Raw genomic sequence first — 21,584 nt, 5'->3', positions numbered from 1 at the left:
CCCTCCCCGGCCACGTCACAGCGACAATCGAGCCCGAGAGCAGACCAGCGTGGGGTTGGCCAGGTGGCTTGCGCCGAGCGGTCAGGGGGCGAGCTGGCGGGCTCTGGTGCGGATCCTTCGGGCGGTTCGCTCGGGGATGGCCTTCGCTGCGTACGTTGCTCGACTGATCTTCACCACTCGGCCGCGAGCGATCTCCCAGCGGAGAGCGTCGGAGACCTCCTTCGACGGTCGGCCTCGCAGCTCGAACCCATCACGTTCGAGGAGGCCCACCAGCCGAGCCACGGTGAGCGGGCCCGCCGCCGCCAGGTACGTGGTGAGGAGGTACCGCAGATCGCGGCCGCTGATGGGCTTCGGGGAGTGGGTGACGAGCATGCACCCATGCTGCCGAGGGGGTCTGACACCGGACCGCCGAGCGATTGTCGCTCCGACGTGGCCGCACGCGGACCACCCCCATCGGCGCTCGGCACCCCGACCAGACGACGCACCCATCCTGCCCAGTTCGCGATCGTCGCTCCGACGTGGCCGGTGACGGACCACCTGGACGCAACGTGATCAGGCGCAGGCGGTGACGAAGCTCTCCAGGAGGTGGAGGCCGTTGTGGGCGCTCTTCTCCGGGTGGAACTGGGTGGCCCACAGCCGGCCGCGCTGGACGGCGGCCACCGCGTCGACGCCGTACTCGCAGGTGGCGGCGATGTCGTCGGGGGCGGCGTCGGCCCAGTACGAGTGCACGAAGTACATCCAGCACGGATCGGGCTGGCCGTCGGCCATGTGGGTGGCCGAGCCGTTGGGCGATGCCCAGCGCAGCACGTTCCACTGCATCTGCGGCCGCTTCACCGTGTCGGGCAGCAGGCGGACGCGGCCCGGCAGGACGCCGAGGCCGGCGGAGTCGGGCGACTCGTCGGACCCGTCGAACAGCATCTGCATGCCCACGCACACCCCGAGGAACGGCTTGCCCGTCCCGGCGGCGGCCGCCGCGGCCGCCTCGTGGGCCACGTCGGCCAGGCCGGCGCCGGCGAGCGCGTCCATGCACCGGCCGAAGTTGCCGACGCCGGGGAGCACGACACCGGCCGCCTCGGCGATCAGGCCGTGGTCGGCGGTGAGGCGGGCATCGGCGCCGACCTTCTCGAGCGCCTTCTGGGCGCTGCGCAGGTTGCCGATCCCGTAGTCGAGGACCGCGATCAGGGTCACGGGGCCACCGTCACAGGGTGCCCTTGGTGGACGGCACCGCGGTGCCCTCCACCCGCACCGCGTCGCGCAGGCAGCGCGCCACGCCCTTGAAGGTGGCCTCGACGACGTGGTGCGTGTTCACGCCGGCGCGCCTGTTGACGTGCAGCGTGATGCCGGCCGCGGTGGCGAACGACTGCCAGAAGTGCTCGGCCATCTCGGGGTTGAACGGCGGCGTGCCCAGGGGCAGGACCTCGCCGAACGGCACGTCGTACGCGAAGTACGGCCGGCCCGACAGGTCGAGGGCCACCTCGATGAGCGCCTCGTCGAGCGGGAAGAGGCCCGACGCGAAGCGGCGCACGCCGGCCTTGTCGCCCAGCGCCTCCTTGAAGACCTCGCCGAGCAGGATGCCCACGTCCTCGACGGTGTGGTGCCCGTCGACGTGCAGGTCGCCGGTGGCCTCGATCTGCAGGTCGAACCCGGCGTGGCGCCCGATCTGGTCGAGCATGTGATCGAAGAACGGCAGGCCCGTGGACGCGGAGACGGCCCCGGTGGGCCCGTCGACGTCGAGCGAGATCTCGATCGACGTCTCCTTGGTGGTGCGGGACCGCGAAGCGGTGCGGGGGCTCATGTCAGGACCTCTCGGAGAGCGGTGAGGAAGCGGTCGTCGTCGTCGCGGGTGCCGATGGTGACGCGCAGGCAGCCCTGGAGGCCGGGCCAGCCCGAGCAGTTGCGCACCAGGACCGAGCGGTCGACCAGGCCCTGCCACACCTCGTCGGCATCCGCGGCGGTGGGGCGGAACAGGATGAAGTTGGCGGCGGAGGGCCACACCTCGAGCGGCAGGTCCCGGAGGGCGGCGTCGAGGCGGCCCCGCTCCTCGGTGAGCAGCGACACGCGCTGCTCCATGTCGTCGACGTAGCGCAGGGCCAAGATGCCGGCCGCCTGCGACAGCGAGTCGAGGTGGTACGGCAGCACCACTTTCTCGAGCTCGGCCACCACCCACGCCGGGCCGATCAGGTAGCCGAGGCGGACCGCCGCCATGGACCACGTCTTCGAGTAGGTCCGGGTGACCACGAGGGGTCGGTCGTCGCTGATCAACTCGAGCGCAGACCACGGCGCGAACTGCCCGTACGCCTCGTCGACCACCAGCAGCCCGCCGATGGCCTCGACCTGGGCCAGCACGTCGAGCACCGTCTCGCGGGTCTCGACCAGTCCGGTGGGGTTGTTGGGCGAGCACAGGTAGGTGATGGCCGGCGACGACTCGGCGAGGACTCGGCCCACCTCCTGCGGATCGAGCGAGAGGTCGGCGGCGCGGCCCCCCACGGCGACCGTGGCGCCGGTGATGCGTCCGATCTGGGAGTGCATGGCGTAGGTGGGCTCGAACACGGCGATGGCCCGGCCCGGCCCGCCGTAGGTGAGCGAGAGGGTCTGGAGCACCTCGTTGGACCCGTTGGCGGCGAAGACCTGGTCGGCGTCGACGCCGTGCAGCTCGGCCAGCCGGGCCCGCAGCTCGGTGGCCCCGCGGTCGGGGTAGCGGTTCCAGTCGACGCTGGCGATGTGGTCGGCCAGCGCGGCGACGAACCCGGCGGGCGGCGGCAGCGGCGACTCGTTCGTGTTGAGGCGCACGTCGACCGACACCTGCGGCGAGTGGTAGCCGTCCATGAGCGCGATGTCGTCGCGCGGGGCGATGCGGGGAGCCACCGGCTCAGCCTTCCCGGTGGAGGCGCCGCAGGACGCTGTCGGCGTGGGCGGCCAGGCCCTCGGCCTGGGCGATGGCGGCGACGACCGGGGCCGCCTGGGCGACGGCCGCCTGCGACAGCGTGATGACGTGGACGTCCTTCTGGAAGTCGCTCACCGTGAGGGCCGAGCCGAACCGGGCCGTGCCGTCGGTGGGCAGGACGTGGCTGGGCCCGGCCAGGTAGTCGCCGACCGAGGCGGGTGACCACGGGCCGCAGAACACCGCGCCGGCGTGGCGGACCAGCGGGACCAGCGCCTGCGGGTCTTCGGTGATCAGCTCGAGGTGCTCAGGGGCGATGGTGTTGGACACGGCCAGCGCCTGCTCGGGCGAGTCGACCAGCACGGCGTAGCCGCCTTCGGCGAACGTCGACTCGATGTCGGCACGCCTCGGCGCCACCGCCACCTGGGCCTCGATCTCGGCGCAGATCGCATCGAGCGCGCCGGCATCCCAGCTGATCAGCCACGCCAGGCCGCCCGGGCCGTGCTCGGCCTGGAGGATGACGTCGACCGCGGCGAGGTCGGGCGGCGCGGAGCCATCGGCGATGACCACCACCTCGGACGGCCCGGGGAACGACGACGGCACGCCGACCAGGCCGGCCACCTCCCGCTTGGCGATCGCCACGAACACGTTGCCGGGTCCCACGATCACGTCGACCGGGCGGACGGACTCGGTGCCGTACGCCATGGCCCCCACCGCCTGGGCCCCACCGATGCCGTACACCTCGTCGACGCCGGCGATGGCGGCGGCGGCCAGGGTGACGGCCGGGACCGAGCCCGACGAATCGGGCGGAACGCACAGGACGACCTGCTCGACGCCCGCCACCTTGGCCGGGATGGCCGTCATCAGCACGGTGCTCGGGTAGATGGCCCGCCCGCCCGGCACGTAGCAACCGGCCCGGTCGACGGGGACCTTGCGGCCCTCGACGACGATGCCGTCGCGCTCGTAGGTGTGGTCACCGACGAGCTGCTGCTCGTGGAAGTCGCGGATGCCTGCGGCAGCCGACTCGAGGGCCGAGCGCAGCTCGGGATCGAGGCCTTCGAGCGCCGCCGCGATCGCCTCGGGCGGCACGCGCAGCTGAGCGGGACGGACGCCGTCGAACCGCTCGGTGAGGTCTCTCACGGCGTCGTCGCCGCGCTCGCGGACCGCGGCGAGGATCTCCTTCACCGCGGCGACCGGGCCCTCGGTGGCCTGGGCGGGCCGGGGCAGCTTGCCCCGCAGGTCGTTGCCTGCGCCCCGCAGGTCCAGTCGGTTCAGCACGATCGCCGAGGCTACTGCTCCGCCTCTCCGGGCCTTCAAGGCCCTTTCCTCGCGAGGCACGGCGGCCCACGGCGATTCGGACCTCCCCGATCCATGCTGACCCGCCCCCGCGAACCCGTGCGGTGCTCGGGAGCGCGTCGCCCTCAGCTCTCGAGTGAACGCCTCGCCCGACCGATCGCGCGCTGCGCCATCTGCAGGGACCGTTCGGCTTCGTAGAGCGCGGTGGCCGCCTCGGACTCGCGCGCTTGGATGTCCTCGGCCATCGCCGCCACCCGCTCCGCGGCATCGTCGATGGTGGCGGCGAGGGCGGACAGCTGGGAGTCGTGGAGCGAAGCCATCTCCCGAGTCTGCCGTGGAACGGCCGGACGCCCGCAGCGGAGGGCCCGGCCGTCGCCGCGCACGAGCAGCACCACCGCTACGGATGAGCAGCACCACCTGAGAGGAAAAACAGCACCGCCGCCCCGAAGGGCGGCGGTGCAGCGACACCAGGCGGCGGATCCCGGCGTCGCGTCCAACGAGGTGGCGGGTACCTCGTCGGGGGTCACTATAACCACACCGTTCGGAGAACGTCACGCCGTTGCGCACGCAAATGTCCGTGTTTAACCGTGACATGGGTCACGCCCCCGTGGGGTCGCTGACACCCCTCGTCAGCGACCCGGGCCGGCGGGCGCGGTCAGGCGAAGAGGCCCGCCGACGGGCAGAAGTCGGCCAGGGTGCACGTGCCGCAGGCCGGCTTGCGCGCCGAGCAGACCCGACGGCCGTGCAGGATCACGCGGAGGCTGAACTGGCCCCGCTCGGCCGCCGGCACCATGGGGTTGAGCTCGAGCTCGACCTTGACCGGATCGGTCTCCTCGGTGAGCTCCAGGCGGTGCGCCAGGCGCAGCACGTGCGTGTCGACGGGCAGGCCCGGGAGGCCCTGCGCCACCGAGCGCACCACGTTCGCGGTCTTGCGCCCGACCCCCGGCACGGTGACCCAGTCGCTCATGGCCGTGGGCACCTCGCCACCGAAGCGGTCGAGCAGGGCGTTGGCCATGCCGATCAGGCTCTTGGTCTTGTTCTTGTAGAAGCCGGTGGACCGGATGATCTCCTCGACCTCGAGCGGCTCCGCGTGGGCGAGCGCCTCGGCATCGGGGTACCGGGCGAACAGCGTCGGGGTCACCATGTTCACCCGGGCGTCGGTGCACTGGGCCGAGAGGATGGTGGCCGCCAGGAGCTCGAACGGGTTGGTGTGGTTCAGCTCGCAGAGCTCCACCGCCGTGCCGGGGTACTCCAGCGCCAGGCGCTCGTGGACTCGCCGGGCACGGCCGGCTGCGGTTCGGGGTCGGGCCATGGTCGGAGGATACGCACCTCCGCCGAGGGTCCCAGCGGGATCTGGACCGGGCGGTCGCTAGCGTCGACCTCCATGACCGCGACCGACCACCCCGTCACCGGCACGGCGGTGATCGTCCGGGTCGAGCCCGTCGGCGACGACCAGCTCGACATCGGCATCCGCGGCTCGCTCGACCTCACCGCCCCCGACGTCGTCACGGCCACGGTCGCCGCGGTGCGCCGCGAGCACGCCGCGTCGCCGGGCCGTCGGCTCCGCCTCATCGCCGACCAGCCGCCCGAGGGCGACCGGCCCCTGCCCGCCCTCGTGGCCGACGCCCTCGGCGTCCGTCCCTCCCGCGAGCTGCACCAGCTGCGGCGGCCGCTTCCCGTCGCCGACGACGACCCCGGCCGCGAGGGCACCCCTGCCCTGCGCCTCCGCCCGTTCCGGCCCGGCGCCGACGACGAGGCGTGGCTGCGGGTCAACAACGCCGCCTTCGCCACCCACCCCGACCAGAGCGGCCAGACCACCGAGTCGCTCGCCCGCACGCTCGCCGAGCCCTGGGTCGACCTCGACGGCTTCCTCGTCAGCGACGATCCCGACGCCCCGGGCGAGCTCGCCGGCTTCTGCTGGACCCGGGTCCACCCCGCCACCGACGACGATCCGGTCCTCGGCGAGATCTTCGTGATCGGCGTGGCCCCTGCGCACCACGGCAAGCGGCTCGGCGCCACGCTGGTGCTCGCCGGCCTGGACCACCTGGCGTGGTCGGGCATCGCCACCGGGATGCTCTACGTCGAGGGCGACAACGCCCCCGCCCAGAAGCTCTACGCCCGCCTGGGCTTCCGACCCCACCTCATCATCCGGATGTACACCTGATGCCCGCCACCGTGGCCCGGTCCCGCTACGACTGGACCCGCGACGAGCTCACCGACCTGCTGGCCGGCGAGCCGCGCTACCGGGTCGACCAGGTCTGGGAGGGGCTGTACCAGCACGGCACCGAGCCCGACCAGTGGAGCAACGTCCCCAAGGCCCTGCGCACCCGCGTGGCCGAGCAGCTCCCCTCGGGGCTGACCATGGCCACCGAGTCGGTGAGCGACGACGGCGAGACGGTGAAGTGGTTGTGGACGCTCGCCGACGGCCACCAGGTCGAGACGGTCCTCATGCACTACCCCGACCGCACCACCGTGTGCGTGTCGTCCCAGGCCGGGTGCGCGATGGCGTGCAGCTTCTGCGCCACCGGCCAGGCCGGCTTCGACCGGCACCTCACCGTGGGCGAGATCACCGAGCAGGTGGTGCTGGCCCGCCGCCGGTCCGCCGAGGTGGGCAAGCGCCTGTCCAACGTGGTGTTCATGGGCATGGGCGAGCCGTTCGCCAACTACGACCGCACGTGGGAGTCGATCCACCGGATCCACGACGACCTCGGCCTGGGCGCGCGCCACCTCACCGTGTCCACCGTGGGGGTGGTCCCGGGCATCCGGCGCCTCACCGAGGCCGACCTGCCGGTCAACCTGGCCGTCTCGCTCCACCTCGCCAACGACGCCGAACGCGACGAGCTGGTGCCCATCAACCGCCGCTACCCGCTGGCCGTGCTGGCCGAGGCCTGCGCCGACTACATCGACGCCACCCACCGGCGCCTGTCGTTCGAGTGGGCCCTCATCGACGGCGTGAACGACACGCCCCGCCACGCCCGCGAGCTAGCCGCCTACGCCCGGCCCCTCCGGGCCCACGTCAACCTGATCCCGCTCAACCCCACCCCGGGCTACGCGGTCCGCGGCACGCCCCCCGCCGGTGTGCGGGAGTTCGCCGAGACCCTGGGCGACCTGGGCATCAACGCCACGGTCCGCCGCACCCGCGGCACCGACATCGACGCGGCCTGCGGCCAGCTCCGCGCCACCCACTCGGTGGAGCCGGTCACCATCGCCCCGCCCACCCGGCGCGACTGAGCCCGAGGCGCTCCGCCCGTCAGTGCCACCAGACGGCATCGGGGGTGGGCCCGGCCGCGTACCAGAGCACGCCGTCGGTCCCGCCGGCGCTGAACGCGCCCACCACGGGCTGGTGCGGACCGGGGGCGTCGAGGGCCGCGCCCGTGAGGGCACGGCCCGCGCTCCAGCGCCACCAGCGGTCGGAGTCGGTCCCCGGCCGGTACCAGACGATGTCGTCGCGACCATCGCCCTCGAGGTCGGCCACGAACGGCTGGTAGCTCGTGGACACCGTGGTCGACACGTGGGCGAACGCCCCGCCGGGCGCCCCGAACCAGATGCTGTCGGCGGCCGATCCCGGGGCGTACCAGAAGATGTCGTCGCGGCCGTCGCCGTCGAGGTCGCCCACGAGCGGCAGGTAGGTGCCGCCCACCTTCACCGGGACGCTCGCCACCCCGCCGGCACCGCGGTGCAGCCACAGCGCATCGGGCGCCGAGCCGGGGCCGTACCAGAAGATGTCGTCGCGGCCGTTGCCGTCGAAGTCGCCGACGTACGGCTGGTAGGTGCCGGCCACCTTCTGGGCGGCCTTGGTGAAGGCGGTGCCGTTCCAGGTCCACACCGAGTCGGCCAGCGCGCCCCGCCCGTACCAGAAGATCTCGTCGTCGCCGTCGCCGTCGCGATCGAGCACGAGGGGCACCAGGCCCTTCGCAGTGGTCAGGTGGATCGACGTGAACGTGCCGTCGCCCTTGCCGTGCCAGAGGTACGACGCGCCGGTGGCCGAGTCGTACCAGAGGAGGTCGTCGCGGCCGTCGCCGTCGACGTCGAGCGGGCGGACGGTGTCGTAGGTGCCCGAGATCGACACGGTGGACGAGGCGAACCCGCCGCTCCCCTGGCCCCGCCAGAGCGGGTCGGTGGCCGGGCCCGGCGCGTACCAGAGCACGTCGCCCCGGTGATCGCCGTCGACGTCGAGGCTGATCGGGCGGTAGGTCCCGGTGACGTCGAACTGGGTGGTGGTGACGCCGGCCGGCGAGCGCGGGACGCACGCACCTCGACCGGTGCTCACGTCGCACAGGCCCGAGCTGGCCACCCAGGTCAGGCCCGATCCCGCCTGGTTGGAGCGAGGGCGATCGTTCTTGCCGATCTCGCGGCTGGCCGAGATGTCGATGTCGTACCCGGTGTCGACGGCCAGCCAGTGCCGCTCCTCCCGGCCGTTGCGCTCGAGCACGTAGAACGGCTTGGAGAGCGGGGCCGGCGCCACGGTGGGGCTGCCGCCGCCGGGGTTGACCGTGGCCCAGCCGGTGGCGCCCTCGATGGTCCCCACGGACGGGTCGATGTACCAGCACGGGATGACGTCGGTGCTGCCGGCCACCGTGCACGAGCGGGCCTTGGCCCCGCCGGTGACCGAGATGCCCGGCACCAGGGTGATGTCGGCGAAGGGCTGCGCGCTCGCGGTCATCTCCTGGAACACCTGCTCGCACGCGGTGCACGGGTAGCCCCACGGGGCCCACGCCGCGTTCCGGCGCTCGGCATCCGTGAACGGCGCGGCGTGGCCGATCAGCGACGCGGACGGGGTGCAGTAGCGCGACGCCATCCCCTTGGCCACGTCGGCCGAGACGGTCCCGACGTCCATCCGCTCGATGGCGGTGAACGGCGCCCCCACCCCCGCGGTGTCGTACTGCCAGATGCCGATGCCGGGGTGCCAGTAGGCCCGGGGGTACGCCGTGTTGGGATCGCGGAACGCGTACAGGCCGTAGTTGGCGTTGGCGTTGGTGTCGGTGGCCATCACCCCGGTCCACTCGTCGTAGCGGGAGAGGGTCATGGGCGAGGGCGCGTTCGCCGCCGAGGTGGCGGCCGACGACTCCTTGAACACCGGGGCCACGACGAGGGCGGTCAGCCCATCGTCGGACATGGTGCAGCTCCGTGCGGTGGCCGCTGACGACGCCTGGATCGCGTGCCACGGGTCGGCACCGAAGTACCGCTGGGTGGGAGCGGCCCTGGTCGATGCAGCCGAGGAGGTGGTGGCCTCCGGCGCGGGCGACCCCTCGGGCCCATCCGGGCCGCCGACGGGGATGCCGTCGGTGAACCCGGCCGGCAGGTCGCCGGCCGGCGCGCCCTGGGCCCGGGCCGGCAGCGCACCTGCCACCACGACGGTGAGGACTGCGGCGACCACCACCCGCGGGAGCCACCCCCGATCGACTCGCACCATGGGCGCCACGCTAGGGCGCGCCGCGGTGCGTGAGGGTGTCACCTCAGCGCGTGGCGGCCCTCACCAGGGCCCCTCAGCGCACGAGGACGGTGACGTCGGGCGTCCGGATGGCGTCGACCAGCACCTCGCCGGCCGCCACCGACGCGCCGTCCCACACGACCGAGCGCACGATGCGGGCGCCCGCACCGACGGTGGCGGCGGGGTCGACGACCGCGGCTCCTCCCGATGCCAGCAGGTTGGCCGCCAGGTAGTCGGCCGGCGTGCCGCAGTCGACGAACGCGGCGCCGGTCGTCACCAGGTCGAGGGCTCCGGCCTCGTGCTCGGCGCGCCAGCTCACCTCGTAGAGGCCGCTCGGCACGGGCTCCAGCGCCGCCACCACCCGGGCAGGGAGCAGGGCCACGCCGCAGTAGCGCAGCGAGCCGAAGTCACCCCGGGCGGGGTCGTCGACGCAGAGGAGCCGCACCCGCTCCCGATCCCACGATCCGGTGAAGTCCGTCAGGTCCAGCGCCGGCGCCAACCAGGCGTCGGCGTTGGCCACCACCACGGGCCGGCCGTCGAGCCAGGGCCGCAGCACACCGATCGCCCCAGCGGTGCCGAGGGCCACGGGCTGCTCGACCGACCGGTGGACGTCGGCCGGCAGGTGGAGGTCGAGCTGGTCGGCACCGTGGTGGAGGTTGACGGCCAGCCCCTCGGCATGGGGCCGCAGCCGGGCCAGGGCCAGATCGACCAGCGGCACCCCGCCCACGGGGCACAGCGCCTTCGGACGCGCCCAGGTGACCGGCTCCAGGCGGCGCCCTGCTCCCGCCGCCAGCACCACCCCTGCCACGTCGTCTGCCATGCGCATCACCCGTCGTCGGATCCGTGGGCGGACCGTGACCCTGGTCGCGGACCATTCTTGCCGCCCCACGGAGTCGCCCCAGCCGATGCCCCCGGGCCATGCTGGGGCCATGACCACCGTGATTCAAGGCATTGCCGGTTTGAAGGAGCTCGTCGGGACCCACCTCGGCTACTCGGACTACTTGGAGATCAGCCAGGAGCGCGTGAACACGTTCGCCGACGCCACCGGCGACCACCAGTGGATCCACGTCGACCCCGAGCGGGCCAAGGCGGAGAGCCCCTTCGGCGGCCCGATCGCCCACGGCTACCTCACGCTGTCGCTCGGCCCCGTGCTCGCCCCGCAGATCATGCGCGTCGAAGGCATCAAGATGGCCGTCAACTACGGCGCCGCCAAGGTGCGGTTCCCGTCGCCCGTGCCGGTGGGGTCGAACCTCCGCCTCGGTGCCCAGCTGACCGAGGTCGAGGACATCCCCGGCGGCGCGCAGGTCTACATGACCTTCACGTTCGAGGTCGAGGGTGCCCCCAAGCCCTCGTGCGTGAGCGAGATCATCTTCCGCTACTACGAGTAGCCGGCCGGCCGCCGCCGTTGCGGCGGGTCAGGCCACGGACACGTTGAAGAGCTGGCCGACGAGCCAGGCGATCGCCATGGCGGCGCCGCCACCCAGCAGCACCCGCACGGCGGGGCGCAACGGTGGCGCGCCGCCGAGGCGCGCCCCCACGGCGCCGAGGACCCCGAGGCCGATGAGCGTGGTGCCCACCAGGACGGGCACCCGGATCGAGGCCCCGGCGACCAGCACGAAGAAGATCGGCAGGAGCGCGCCCACCGCGAACGAGGCGGCCGACACCACGGCTGCCTCCAGCGGGTTCGACAGCGCGCCGGGATCGATCCCGAGCTCGTCGCGGGCGTGGGCCGTGAGGGCATCGTGCTCGGTGAGGGCCTCGGCCACCTCCCGGGCCAGCTCCTTCGACAGGCCTCGCCCCCGGTAGATCGCCGCCAGCTCGTCGAGCTCGGCCGAGGGGATCTCGCGGAGCTCCTCGGCCTCGATGGCCAGATCCGCGCGCTCCGCGTCGCGCTGCGACGACACCGAGCTGTACTCCCCGATGGCCATCGAACCGGCCCCGGCCACCAGCGCCGCGACCCCGGTGGCCAGCAGCACCGTGGAGTCGGCCGACGCCGACGCCACCCCCACCAGCAGGCTCGAGGTCGACAGCAGCCCGTCGTTGGCGCCGAGGATGGCGGCCCGCAGCCAGGTGGCCCGGTGGCCGGCGTGCTCCTCCTGGTGGCGCCGCGTGGTGAGCCGGCGGCTCCCGCGACCGATCGACGGCCCGAGCCGGGCCGTGCGCGACCGCAGGGACAGGCCCTGGCGGGCCTCGTCGGGGGCAGGGGCGTTCGTGCTCATGGCACCATCGTGGTGCGCCGACGGCCGATTCACCGACCTGTCTGCCGAAGATCAAGGATCGCTCGGGTCGTCCGTCAGGCCTGCCGAACACCGCTGACGCCTCGATTTCGACGCCAAAACCGACCGCCAGTAGCGTGCGCGGGTGCTGACGTGGAACCTGGGCGACCTCTTCGAAGGCGTGGTCGATGCCGTGGGTGACCGGGTGGCGATCGTGGCCGGCGACGTGCGCCTCACCTTCGACCAGCTCGACCAGCGGGCCAGCCGGCTGGCCAACCTGCTCACGGCGAACGGTGTGGGCGCCGGCGACCACGTGGCGCTGGCCTTGCGCAACGGCAACGAGTACCTCGAGGGCATGCTCGCCGCCTTCAAGGTGCGCGCCGTGCCGATCAACGTCAACACCCGGTACACGATGGACGAGCTGCGCTACCTGATCGACGACGCCGCGCCCCGCGTCGTGATCCACGAGCCCGACCTGACCGACCGGATCACCTCCGCGATCGAGGATCGGTCCGACCGTCCGTGGTGCCTGGCCCGCGGCGAGGCCTACGAGCACGCCCTGGCCGAGAGCTCGCCCGAGCGCCCCGACGTCGTGCGATCCGGTGACGACCGCTACCTCCTGTACACGGGCGGCACGACCGGCCTCCCCAAGGGCGTCGTGTGGCGCCACGAGGACCTCCTGTTCGCCGCGCTCGGCGGCGGCAACCCGGGAGGCGACCCCGTCGAGGCACCGGAGGAGGTCGTCGCGAACGCTCGGCTCGGCCGCACCCGCTGCCTGCCGGCCTCGCCGTTCACCCACGGCACCGCCCACTGGACCGCCCTCTCGACACTGCTGCACGGCGGCACGGTCATCGTCGACACCGCGGCCACGTTCGACGCGGTGCGCCTGTGGGACCTCGCCGAGCAGGAGCGGGCCACGATCCTGGTGATCGTCGGCGACGCCTTCGCCCGCCCGCTCGCCGACGCCCTCGGCGATCACCCCGACCGCTGGATGCTCGACGACCTGCTCGTGCTCCTCTCGGGCGGCGCCGTGCTCTCGCCCGTCGTCCGCGACGCGCTGCTGCACCACGTGCCGTGGATCGTGGTCGTCGACGGCTACGGCACCTCCGAGACAGGCGGCCAGGGCCAGATGCCCACCTGGGCCGGCCAGCCCTCCACCTCGCTCCCCCGCTTCCACGTCGACGAGAACACCACCGTGCTCGACGACGCCGGCCGCCCGGCGCCTCCGGGCAGCGGGCTGGTCGGTCGCCTCGCCCGCCGGGGGCGGATCCCGCTCGGCTACCACGGCGACCCCGCCCGCAGCGCGGAGACGTTCGTCGAGCTCCACGGCCAGCGCTGGGCGATCCCCGGGGACCTGGCTCGGGTCGAGGCGGACGGCTCGATCACGCTGCTCGGCCGCGGGGCCTCGTCGATCAACTCCGGGGGCGAGAAGGTGTTCCCCGAGGAGGTGGAGCGCGTGCTCAAGGCGCACTCCGACGTCTTCGACGCCGTGGTCGTCGGCGTCCCCGACGACCGCTTCGGCGAGCGGGTGGCCGCGGTGGTGGCCCACCGCGCCGACCGCAGCGTCGACCTCATCGGCCTCGAGGCGCACTGCCGCACCCACCTGGCCGACTTCAAGGTGCCGCGGCGCGTGGTGGTGGTCGACGCGGTCGTCCGGCGCCCCTCGGGCAAGGTCGACCTCGAGTGGGCGGCCGTCACCGTCCTGGCGGGCCACCCGCCCGCCTGACGCGCGCGGTCAGTCGACCAGGGCGCTGCTCCGGGTGGGGGTCACCAGCGCGCACACGACGTCGTGGTCGGCATGGTTCCAGCCCTTCTCGGTCGGGTACTCCGCCCGGAGCGTGACGGTCTTGCCCTGGGACCGCAGCCGGACCACCGCCGACCCGCACCGGGTCGAGACGAGCCGCTGGAGGGCAGCGGCGCCCGGGTAGGCGGAGTCGGCATCGCGATCGACCGCGAAGGCCTTCGAGACCTCGATGACGTGGGGGCTCGTGCAGCCCACCTGCTTCGGGGCCATCGACACCTCCACCCGGTCGAACTCGCGCATCACGTCGTTGGCCTGCCAGCAGGTGCCGGCATCGCGGGCCGGGCGCTTCCAGCCGTGGTCCTGGAGGAGCTTGGCGCGCTGGTACCCCCAGCGGGCGCTCTGCACCGACGACAGGTCGCCGACCCCCAGGGGTGCCGCCGACGCCGGCTGGGTGCTGAACACCGCGATGACCGCAGCGCCCAGGGCCACGGCCACGCCGAAGGCCAGCACCAGCGTGACCACCGACAGCCACAACCCCCGACGGCGCTCAGGGTGGATCTGCACGTTCCGGCGGCCGCGGGCGGCATCGACGATCGACATCACCACCGCCACCGCCGCGACGATCCACAGGAGGGCGACCAGCACCGGGCTGTCCACCACGTTGCTCACCCCGAACGCGAGGACGGCGACGAAGAGCGCGATGGGGGCGTTGCGCGCCGATCGGTCGAGGTGGCGCGTGGCGGGCGGCTCGCGCGGCGGGACCCGCCGCTCGACACCTGGCTCGGCCTGGTGGCCGGCACCCTCAGCGGCACCCATGCGGAACGTGGTGGTCGGCTCGGGCTCCTCGGGGGCGGGGGTGACCTCGTCGATGAGGCCGGGCAAGGAGCCGACGGCGGTGGGTGGGAGCGCCGCGGTGGGCGGGCCATCCGGAGGCGGGACGGCGTCGGGCGCGGCCGGCACGACCGGTGCGGCCGGCGCGACCGGGGCCGCCTCGTCGTGCTCGGAGCCCAGCTGGTCGTCGACGGCGGTCGCCGCCCCCACCGCAGCGAGCTCCGGTGGCGCGAGCGCCAGCTCGACGCCGCCCCCGTCGGCGGCCGACGTGAGATCGGCCGCGTGGTGGAGCCCGGCCATCTCGGACCGGACGATCACCACCTCGCTGCTGCTGAGCTCGGCACCGGCCCACGTGGCGTCGATGCCGAAGCGCTGGCACTGGTCGAGCACCGCCGAGGCGGGCACCTCGAGCTCGGCGGCGAGCTCCGAGACCTTCATCGTGCCGACCCCGCTGCCGGGCAGGGGTACCAGAGAACCCGTGCTGTGGCCATGATTTCCTCCCACCGTGCGCGATCCCTCGTTCGCGCACCGGTCACGGAGCGTAGTGGTCGCGGGCCCGTCGAGTGGCGACGAGCAGGGTGGTGCCGCCGGCCCCTGGCTACGCTCGACCGACCACCACCCACCAGCGCGCTCAGGGGAGCACCGATGGCATTCAACCTGGCTCAGGTCCACGAGGCGGTCTCCGCCGCCAACCCCGATCGCCCGGCGATCACCTGGGGTGATCGGCAGTGGACCTACCAGCAGCTCACCGAGCGCACGCGGCGGTTCGCGAACGCCCTGCTCGAGCGGGGCATCGGGGTGCACCGCGAGCGCGGCGAGCTGGCCGGCCACGAGTCGGGTCAGGACCACGTCGCCCTCTACCTCCACAACGGCAACGAGTACCTCGAGGCCATGCTCGGCTCCTTCAAGGCCCGCGCCGCGCCGTTCAACGTGAACTACCGCTACGTGGCCGAGGAGCTCCAGTACCTCCTCGACAACGCGCAGTCGAAGGTCGTGGTGTTCCACTCGACCTTCGCGCCGGTCCTGGCCGAGGTCCTGCCGCAGCTGCCGTGCGTCGAGCTGCTGGTCCAGGTGGACGACGACTCGGGCAACGAGCTGCTGCCGGGGGCCATCGAGTACGAGGCGCTGCTGGCGGCCTCGTCCGCCGAGCGCCCCGATGTGGAGTGGTCCGCCGACGACCTCTACATCCTCTACACCGGCGGGACCACCGGCATGCCCAAGGGCGTCCTGTGGCGCCAGCACGACATCTTCATCGCCGCCATGGGCGGGCGCCCGTTCGGCCAGAAGGACGCCTTCCCCGACCTCGACGCCGTCGTCGAGACCTCGAGGAACGGCGGGGTGGGGATGATGTCCGCCGCCCCCCTGATGCACGGCGCCGCCCAGTGGGCCACGTTCACGTCGTTCACCAACGGCAACACCGTCGTGATCCCCCACGAGACCCGCAAGATGGTCCCGAGCGACATCTGGAGCACGGTCGCCGAGCAGAAGGTCCTGACCCTCCAGATCGTGGGCGATGCCATGGCCCGCCCGCTCATCGACGAGCTCGACGTCAACACCTACGACCTCTCCGGCTTCCTCGCCCTGGTCAGCGGCGGCGCCGCCATGAACTCCACGCTGAAGGACCGGTTCCTCGAGCACGTCCCCCACGCCGTCGTCCTCGATGCGGTCGGGTCGTCGGAGACCGGAGCCCAGATGGGCCACACCTCCATGAAGGGCGCCACCGCCACCGGCACCTTCCAGCCCGGCCCCGAGACCTCCGTGGTGGCCGCCGACCTGTCGTCCGAGCTCGCCCCCGGGTCCACCGAGACCGGCTGGCTGGCCCAGCGGGGCCACGTCCCGCTCGGGTACCTCGGCGACGCCGCCAAGACCGCCGCCACGTTCCCCGTGATCGACGGCGTGCGCTTCGCCGTGCCCGGCGATCGCGCCAACTGGCACGCCGACGGCATCATCGAGCTCCTCGGCCGAGACTCCGTCACCATCAACTCCGGTGGCGAGAAGATCTTCGCCGAAGAGGTCGAGCAGGCCCTGGCCCACCACCCGTCCGTGTACGACGTGATCGTGGTCGGCCGGCCGAGCGAGCAGTGGGGCTCCGAGGTGGTGGCCATCGTCCAGCTCGCCGAGGGAGCCGACGCCACCGACGACGAGCTGCTGGCCGAGGCCGTGACCCACGTCGCCCGGTACAAGCTCCCCAAGGCGTTCGTCTACCGCGACACCCTGGTCCGCTCCCCCGCCGGCAAGGCCGACTACCGCTGGGCCAGGGAGCAGGCCCTGAGCTAGCGGCCCGGTCTGTCAGCCGAGGTCGGCGAGGGCCTGGCGGATGCCGTCGGCCTCGGCACCGATGGTGGTGTCGTCGCCGTGGCCGGTGTGCACGACGGTGCCGGCGGGCAGGCGCAGGAGGCGGCGCTCGATCGAGTGGAGGATCGTGGGCTTGCTCGAGAACGACCGGCCGGTGGCACCCGGGCCGCCGTTGAAGAGCGTGTCGCCCGAGAACAGGACGCCCTCGCCTTCGCTGTAGAGGCAGCAGCCGCCCGGGCTGTGCCCCGGCGTGTGGAGGACCTGCCAGGCCCCTCCGGCCACCTCCACGTGCTGGCCGTCGGCGAGCGCGGCGTCGACGGGGCGGTCGGGGTTGACGACCTCCCAGAGCATCGTGTCGTCGGGGTGCAGCCAGATGGGAGCACCGGTGGCCTCGGCCACCTCGACCGCCACGTTGATGTGGTCGTTGTGGCCGTGGGTGCACACGAGCGCTACCACCCGCCGGCCCCCCACCGCGTCGACGATGGGCGCGGCCTCGTGGGCGGCGTCGATGACCACCACCTCCTGGTCGTCGCCGACGAGCCAGATGTTGTTGTCGACGGCGAAGTCCTCGCCGTCGATGGAGAACGTCCCGCTGGTGACCACCCGCTCGATCCGAGCGGCCATCAGCCGACCACCTGGTCGAACACGACCACCGAGCGGAGCACCTCGCCGCGCTCCATGCGGTGGAAGGCCTCCTCGACCTGGTCGAGGGCGATGGTCTCCGACACGAAGCGATCGAGGTCGAGGCGACCCTGGAGGTAGAGGTCGATGAGCATCGGGAAGTCGCGGCTCGGGACGCAGTCGCCGTACCACGACGGCTTGAGCCGGCCGCCCCGGCCGAAGAAGTCGATCATGGGCAGCTCGATGCGCATCTCGGGGTTCGGCACCCCGACCTGCACCACGGTCCCGGCGAGGTCTCGGGCGTAGAAGGCCTGCTCGAGCACGGCCGGGTGGCCGACGGCCTCGATGCACACGTCGGCCCCGTTGCCGTCGGTGATGGCCTGCACCGCTTCGACGGCATCGACCTCGGACGCGAGCACGGTGTGGGTGGCCCCGAACTCCCGGGCCAGCTCGAGCTTCTTGGCGTCGAGGTCGACCGCGATGATCGTGGACGCGCCCGCCAGGCGGGCGCCCATGATGGCGGCGTCGCCGACGCCGCCGCACCCGAACACGGCCACGGAGTCGCCCGGGCCCACCTCGCCCGTGAACATGGCCGCGCCGATGCCGGCCATGACGCCGCAGCCGAGCAGGCCCGCGGCCTCGGGACGGGCCGCAGGGTCCACCTTGGTGGCCTGGCCCGCAGCCACGAGGGTCTTCTCGGCGAAGGCGCCGATCCCCAGGGCCGGGCTGAGCTCTCGGCCGTTCAGCTTCATCTTCTGCGTGGCGTTGTGGGTGGCGAAGCAGTACTGCGGCCGGCCGCGGCGGCACGACCGGCACTCGCCGCACACCGCCCGCCAGTTGAGGATCACGAAGTCGCCCGGGGCGACGCTGGTGACGTCGGGGCCGACGGCCTCGACGATCCCAGCGGCCTCGTGGCCGAGCAGGAACGGGAAGTCGTCGTTGATGGCGCCCTCGCGGTAGTGCAGGTCGGTGTGGCAGACACCGCAGGCCTGCACCTGGATCAGGGCCTCGCCGGGGCCGGGATCGGGCACCTCGATCGTCTCGACCGTGACCGGTGCCCCCTTGCTGGTGGCCACCACTGCCTTCACCTGCTGTGCCATCGACGTCCCCTTCGCTCGCGAACGAGCCGACGGTAGCCCCGGCCGCAGGTCAGGCGGAGCGGAGCTGCTCGATCCACTCCCACGCCGCCGCCACCTGGGCGTCGAGCGCCTCGATGGAGCCGCTGTTGTCGATGACGACATCGGCCTTGGCGACGCGCTCCTCGCGCGAGGCCTGGCGCGCGACACGGGCGCGCGCATCGGCTTCGGAGAACGAGCGGTGCTCGACCAGCCGGGCGATGGCCAGCTCGGGATCGACGTCGACGACGATCAGCCCGACCATGTCGGACCGGCCGGACTCCACCAGGAGCGGGACGTCGAGCACCACCACGTGGTCGGTCTCGGCCTGCTCCGCCATCCGCCGCTCGATCTCGGCGTGCACCGCGGGGTGCACGATCAGGCCGAGGTCGCGCAGGGCGTCGGCATCGTTGAACACGATGTCGGCGACGGCCTGGCGGCGCAGCGCGCCGGCATCGTCGAGGATGTCGGGCCCGAACCGCTCGACCATGGCCGCCAGCACGGGCTGGCCCGGCGCCTGCAGGTCGTGGACGATCGCATCGGCGTCGATGACGACCGCGCCGCGGCGGGCGAGCTGGGCGGACACGGTGGACTTGCCCGACCCGATCCCTCCGGTCAATCCGATGAGCAGCATCCCCCCAACGTAGGACCCCCATCACAGCCGGCGGGAGTCGTAGCCTGGCGCACGATGACCGTCACCGCCGACTCCTCTCCGGCCATCGGGGGTCCCGGCGCGTTCTCCAGCCGGGGCTCCGGCAGGGGGCCCGCCGACGTCCGCGTCGACCAGGTCGCGGCGTTCCGCCCGGCCATCCTCGGCATCCGCGGCGGCACCACCGCCGTGTCGGTGGCCCTGGCCAGCCCCGCGTTCGCCGACGGCGACCTCTGGGTCGTCGGCTGGTGCTTCCTGGTGGTCGGGTACAACGTCTTCCGCATCGTCCGGCCGCTGCGGTACGTCGACGACACCAAGAGCCTCCTGCGGGTCCTCGGCGAGGTGGGGTTCCTCACGATCGCGGTGGCCGCCACGGGCTACTGGGAGTCACCGTTCGTCTTCGCCCTGATCACCGCGGTCATGGTGGCGGGCTTCGCCGAGGGCTTCGCCTTCGCCATGCGCGTGAGCATCGCGGCCTGCTTGGCCATCGGCATCCCCTTCCTCCTCCAGGACGGGACCACGGTCGAAGACATCCGCACCACCGCCCAGTGGACCGTCGAGCTCATCCTGGTCGCGCTCATCGCCGGCTACGCCCGCCGCGTCACGGGCGAGGCCGACCGGGCGCACTCGCTGGCGCTCGACCGCCTCGGGCGCCTCGCCGACGCCAACACGCTCCTGTACTCGCTGCACCGGGTGGCCCAGTCGCTGCCGGCCTCCCTCGACCTCGAGGAGGTGCTCGACACCACGATGGGCCGGCTCCGCGACCTGTTCACCTTCGACGCCGCCACCCTGCTCCTCCTCGACGAGACCGACGAGACCTGGCAGGTGATGCGCTGGGACGGGCCGCGGCCGGCGCCGCGCTACCTCACCCACGAGCTGCCCGCACCCCTGCGAGAAGCGCTCGAGGTCCGGCACCCGGTGATGGTGAACGAGCTGCTGCACGAGGGCGGAGGCGTATCGGTCGAGATGACCGCCGGGCTCTACGCGGCCCTTCCGGCGCGCCAGGCGGTGGTGGGGCTCGTGGCCCTCGAGCACCGCGCCCACGGGCACTTCGAGCTGCGCGACATGGAGCTGCTGAACGGGTTCGTGGAGCCGGCCGCGCTCGCGGTCGACAACGCCCGCTGGTTCGCCCGGCTGCGCACCGTCGGCGCCGACGAGGAGCGCACCCGCATCGCCCGCGACCTGCACGACCGCATCGGCCAATCCCTCGCCTACCTGGCCTTCGAGCTCGACCGCATCGTCAAGACCGACGGGCAGGGCAAGCCGGTCTCCAACCAGCTCGGCCAGCTCCGCAACGACGTCCGGTCCGTGATCGGCGAGGTCCGCGACACCCTCTACGACCTGCGCACCGACGTCACCGACGTCAAGGACATGCCCGCCACGCTCCAGGAGTTCCTCGACCGGGTGGCGGCGCGCAGCAGCCTCGAGACCCGGCTCGACCTCCGGGTCACGGGCCGCCTCCCGCTGCTGCAGGAACGGGAGCTCTGGCGCATCGCCCAGGAGGCGGTCACCAACGTCGAGCGCCACGCCAAGGCGTCGAAGGTGGTGGTCACGTGGCAGAGCGACGGGGGCCGGGCCCTGCTGCTGATCGCCGACGACGGCATCGGGTTCCCCACGTCCCGGGCCGGCCGCCTCGACAGCTACGGCATCGTCGGGATGCGCGAGCGCGCCGCCAGCATCGGCGCCACCCTCGACATCAGTGGGACCCCCGATGTGGGCACCACGGTGCGGTGCGAGGTCCGCCCCATCTGACAACCCGCTGTGCCAGGATGACCCCCGCTTCGACGCCCGCTGCACGAGAGGAACACATGGCCATCCGCCTGATGCTCGCCGACGACCATCGCATGCTTCGAGAGGGGCTCCGACGGTCCCTCGAAGACGAGGGGTTCGATGTCATCGGCGAAGCGCCCGACGGCGATGCGGCGGTTCGCCTGGCCGATTCCCTCCGACCCGACGTGATCTTGATGGACGTCACCATGCCCGACGTCGACGGCGTCGAAGCCACCCGCCGGATCCACCAGCAGCACCCGGAGATCCGCATCGTCATGCTCACGATGCACGCCGACCAGAGCGTCATCGCCGATGCCCTGAGGGCCGGCGCCTCGGGCTACCTCGTGAAGGACTGCAGCACCGACGAGATCGCCGATGCCGTGCGGATGGCCGCCAGCGACGACGCCACCCTCTCCCCGGAGCTGGCGAACGCCATGCTCGTCGAGGTGCGGCGGATCGATCCCGACTCGGTGGCCGACGACTCCGATCGCGTGGTGACCAAGCGCGAGGTCGAGGTGCTCCAGCTGATCGCCGACGGTTGCTCCACCCCCGAGGTGGCCGAGCGCCTCTTCATCAGCCAGAAGACCGTGAAGAACCACCTGGCGTCGATCTACCACAAGCTCGATGCCCGGGACCGCACGCAGGCCGTGCTCCAGGCCGTCCGCATGGGCATCGTCCGCCTGAGCTGACGGACCCAGACGCGACGATGGGGCAGGCCGTTTTCGGGCCCACCCC

21 protein-coding genes are annotated in these 21,584 nt (G+C 72.8%); 7 read left to right on the top strand and 14 right to left on the bottom strand.

All coding sequences use genetic code 11. From position 1 onward, the window contains the following. Positions 1-81: 81 nt before the first annotated feature. The 7 genes from ACPPVX_RS20040 to nth form a co-directional block, all read right to left on the bottom strand. Positions 82-372, bottom strand: a complete 291-nt coding sequence (locus ACPPVX_RS20040; protein ID WP_426572350.1) for a hypothetical protein — start codon at positions 370-372, stop codon at positions 82-84. Positions 373-552: 180 nt separating this feature from the next. Beyond that, positions 553-1,188: an imidazole glycerol phosphate synthase subunit HisH gene (gene hisH, locus ACPPVX_RS20035; protein ID WP_426572349.1), complete on the bottom strand. Its 636-nt coding sequence runs from the start codon at positions 1,186-1,188 to the stop codon at positions 553-555. Positions 1,189-1,198: 10 nt separating this feature from the next. Next, positions 1,199-1,795 carry an imidazoleglycerol-phosphate dehydratase HisB gene (hisB, locus tag ACPPVX_RS20030; protein WP_426572348.1) on the bottom strand — a complete coding sequence of 199 codons (597 nt, stop codon included), beginning with the start codon at positions 1,793-1,795 and terminating at the stop codon, positions 1,199-1,201. Then, entirely contained in the window at positions 1,792-2,865 is a 1,074-nt protein-coding gene (gene hisC, locus ACPPVX_RS20025; RefSeq protein ID WP_426572347.1) for a histidinol-phosphate transaminase, read from the bottom strand. The genes hisB and hisC overlap by 4 nt, the downstream gene beginning before the upstream one ends. A 4-nt stretch (positions 2,866-2,869) precedes the next feature. Beyond that, a complete protein-coding gene (hisD, locus tag ACPPVX_RS20020) occupies positions 2,870-4,159 on the bottom strand; it encodes a histidinol dehydrogenase (RefSeq protein WP_426572346.1) in 1,290 nt (429 codons plus the stop codon). A 143-nt stretch (positions 4,160-4,302) separates the two neighbouring features. Beyond that, entirely contained in the window at positions 4,303-4,497 is a 195-nt protein-coding gene (locus ACPPVX_RS20015; RefSeq protein WP_426572345.1) for a hypothetical protein, read from the bottom strand. A gap of 335 nt (positions 4,498-4,832) precedes the next feature. After that, positions 4,833-5,489 (bottom strand): endonuclease III, encoded by a 657-nt coding sequence (gene nth / locus ACPPVX_RS20010; protein WP_426572344.1) that lies wholly within the window; start codon positions 5,487-5,489, stop codon positions 4,833-4,835. Positions 5,490-5,561: 72 nt separating this feature from the next. On the opposite strand from nth, the gene mshD reads away from it, so the two are divergent. Both mshD and rlmN read left to right on the top strand, forming a co-directional pair. Then, positions 5,562-6,341 carry a mycothiol synthase gene (gene mshD / locus ACPPVX_RS20005; RefSeq protein WP_426572343.1) on the top strand — a complete coding sequence of 260 codons (780 nt, stop codon included), beginning with the start codon at positions 5,562-5,564 and terminating at the stop codon, positions 6,339-6,341. Continuing rightward, positions 6,341-7,408 (top strand): 23S rRNA (adenine(2503)-C(2))-methyltransferase RlmN, encoded by a 1,068-nt coding sequence (gene rlmN / locus ACPPVX_RS20000; RefSeq protein WP_426572342.1) that lies wholly within the window; start codon positions 6,341-6,343, stop codon positions 7,406-7,408. Before mshD ends, rlmN begins: the two co-directional genes overlap by 1 nt. 19 nt (positions 7,409-7,427) lie before the next feature. Here rlmN and ACPPVX_RS19995 read toward each other — a convergent pair whose 3' ends face one another. After that, positions 7,428-9,590, bottom strand: coding sequence for an FG-GAP repeat domain-containing protein (locus ACPPVX_RS19995; RefSeq protein WP_426572341.1), 2,163 nt, complete (start codon positions 9,588-9,590; stop codon positions 7,428-7,430). Between the two features lie 73 nt (positions 9,591-9,663). Next, positions 9,664-10,428, bottom strand: a complete 765-nt coding sequence (locus ACPPVX_RS19990; RefSeq protein ID WP_426572340.1) for an NTP transferase domain-containing protein — start codon at positions 10,426-10,428, stop codon at positions 9,664-9,666. 109 nt (positions 10,429-10,537) lie between these two features. Between ACPPVX_RS19990 and ACPPVX_RS19985 the strand changes: the two genes are divergently transcribed. Continuing rightward, positions 10,538-10,996 (top strand): MaoC family dehydratase, encoded by a 459-nt coding sequence (locus ACPPVX_RS19985; protein WP_426572339.1) that lies wholly within the window; start codon positions 10,538-10,540, stop codon positions 10,994-10,996. Between the two features lie 27 nt (positions 10,997-11,023). Here the strand turns inward: ACPPVX_RS19985 and ACPPVX_RS19980 are convergent, their stop codons facing one another. Then, complete coding sequence (locus tag ACPPVX_RS19980; protein WP_426572338.1) at positions 11,024-11,827, bottom strand: VIT1/CCC1 transporter family protein; 804 nt, start codon at positions 11,825-11,827, stop codon at positions 11,024-11,026. Between the two features lie 142 nt (positions 11,828-11,969). On the opposite strand from ACPPVX_RS19980, the gene ACPPVX_RS19975 reads away from it, so the two are divergent. Further along, positions 11,970-13,550, top strand: a complete 1,581-nt coding sequence (locus ACPPVX_RS19975) for an AMP-binding protein (protein ID WP_426572337.1) — start codon at positions 11,970-11,972, stop codon at positions 13,548-13,550. A gap of 9 nt (positions 13,551-13,559) precedes the next feature. Here the strand turns inward: ACPPVX_RS19975 and ACPPVX_RS19970 are convergent, their stop codons facing one another. Continuing rightward, entirely contained in the window at positions 13,560-14,837 is a 1,278-nt protein-coding gene (locus tag ACPPVX_RS19970) for a septum formation family protein (protein ID WP_426572336.1), read from the bottom strand. 207 nt (positions 14,838-15,044) lie between these two features. On the opposite strand from ACPPVX_RS19970, the gene ACPPVX_RS19965 reads away from it, so the two are divergent. Further along, positions 15,045-16,676 (top strand): acyl-CoA synthetase, encoded by a 1,632-nt coding sequence (locus ACPPVX_RS19965; protein ID WP_426572335.1) that lies wholly within the window; start codon positions 15,045-15,047, stop codon positions 16,674-16,676. A 12-nt stretch (positions 16,677-16,688) separates the two neighbouring features. On the opposite strand, the gene ACPPVX_RS19960 is transcribed toward ACPPVX_RS19965, so the two are convergent. The 3 genes from ACPPVX_RS19960 to coaE are packed head-to-tail and all read right to left on the bottom strand — an operon-like array spanning position 16,689 to position 19,064. Continuing rightward, positions 16,689-17,318, bottom strand: coding sequence for an MBL fold metallo-hydrolase (locus ACPPVX_RS19960; protein ID WP_426572334.1), 630 nt, complete (start codon positions 17,316-17,318; stop codon positions 16,689-16,691). Continuing rightward, entirely contained in the window at positions 17,318-18,415 is a 1,098-nt protein-coding gene (locus ACPPVX_RS19955) for an S-(hydroxymethyl)mycothiol dehydrogenase (protein ID WP_426572333.1), read from the bottom strand. The genes ACPPVX_RS19960 and ACPPVX_RS19955 overlap by 1 nt, the downstream gene beginning before the upstream one ends. Positions 18,416-18,464: 49 nt before the next feature. Further along, on the bottom strand, positions 18,465-19,064 hold the full coding sequence (gene coaE, locus ACPPVX_RS19950) for a dephospho-CoA kinase (protein ID WP_426572332.1): 600 nt from the start codon (positions 19,062-19,064) through the stop codon (positions 18,465-18,467). Positions 19,065-19,118: 54 nt separating this feature from the next. Between coaE and ACPPVX_RS19945 the strand changes: the two genes are divergently transcribed. After that, positions 19,119-20,831, top strand: a complete 1,713-nt coding sequence (locus ACPPVX_RS19945; RefSeq protein WP_426572331.1) for a histidine kinase — start codon at positions 19,119-19,121, stop codon at positions 20,829-20,831. 56 nt (positions 20,832-20,887) lie between these two features. Next, positions 20,888-21,538, top strand: coding sequence for a response regulator (locus ACPPVX_RS19940; protein WP_426572330.1), 651 nt, complete (start codon positions 20,888-20,890; stop codon positions 21,536-21,538). The last annotated feature ends 46 nt before the right edge of the window (positions 21,539-21,584 follow it).

Source organism: Aquihabitans sp. McL0605 (assembly GCF_049993875.1).
Classification (GTDB): Bacteria; Actinomycetota; Acidimicrobiia; order Acidimicrobiales; family Iamiaceae; genus Aquihabitans.
The sequence above is the reverse complement of the archived record's forward strand: the minus strand, read 5'-3'. Positions and strand labels throughout refer to the sequence as shown.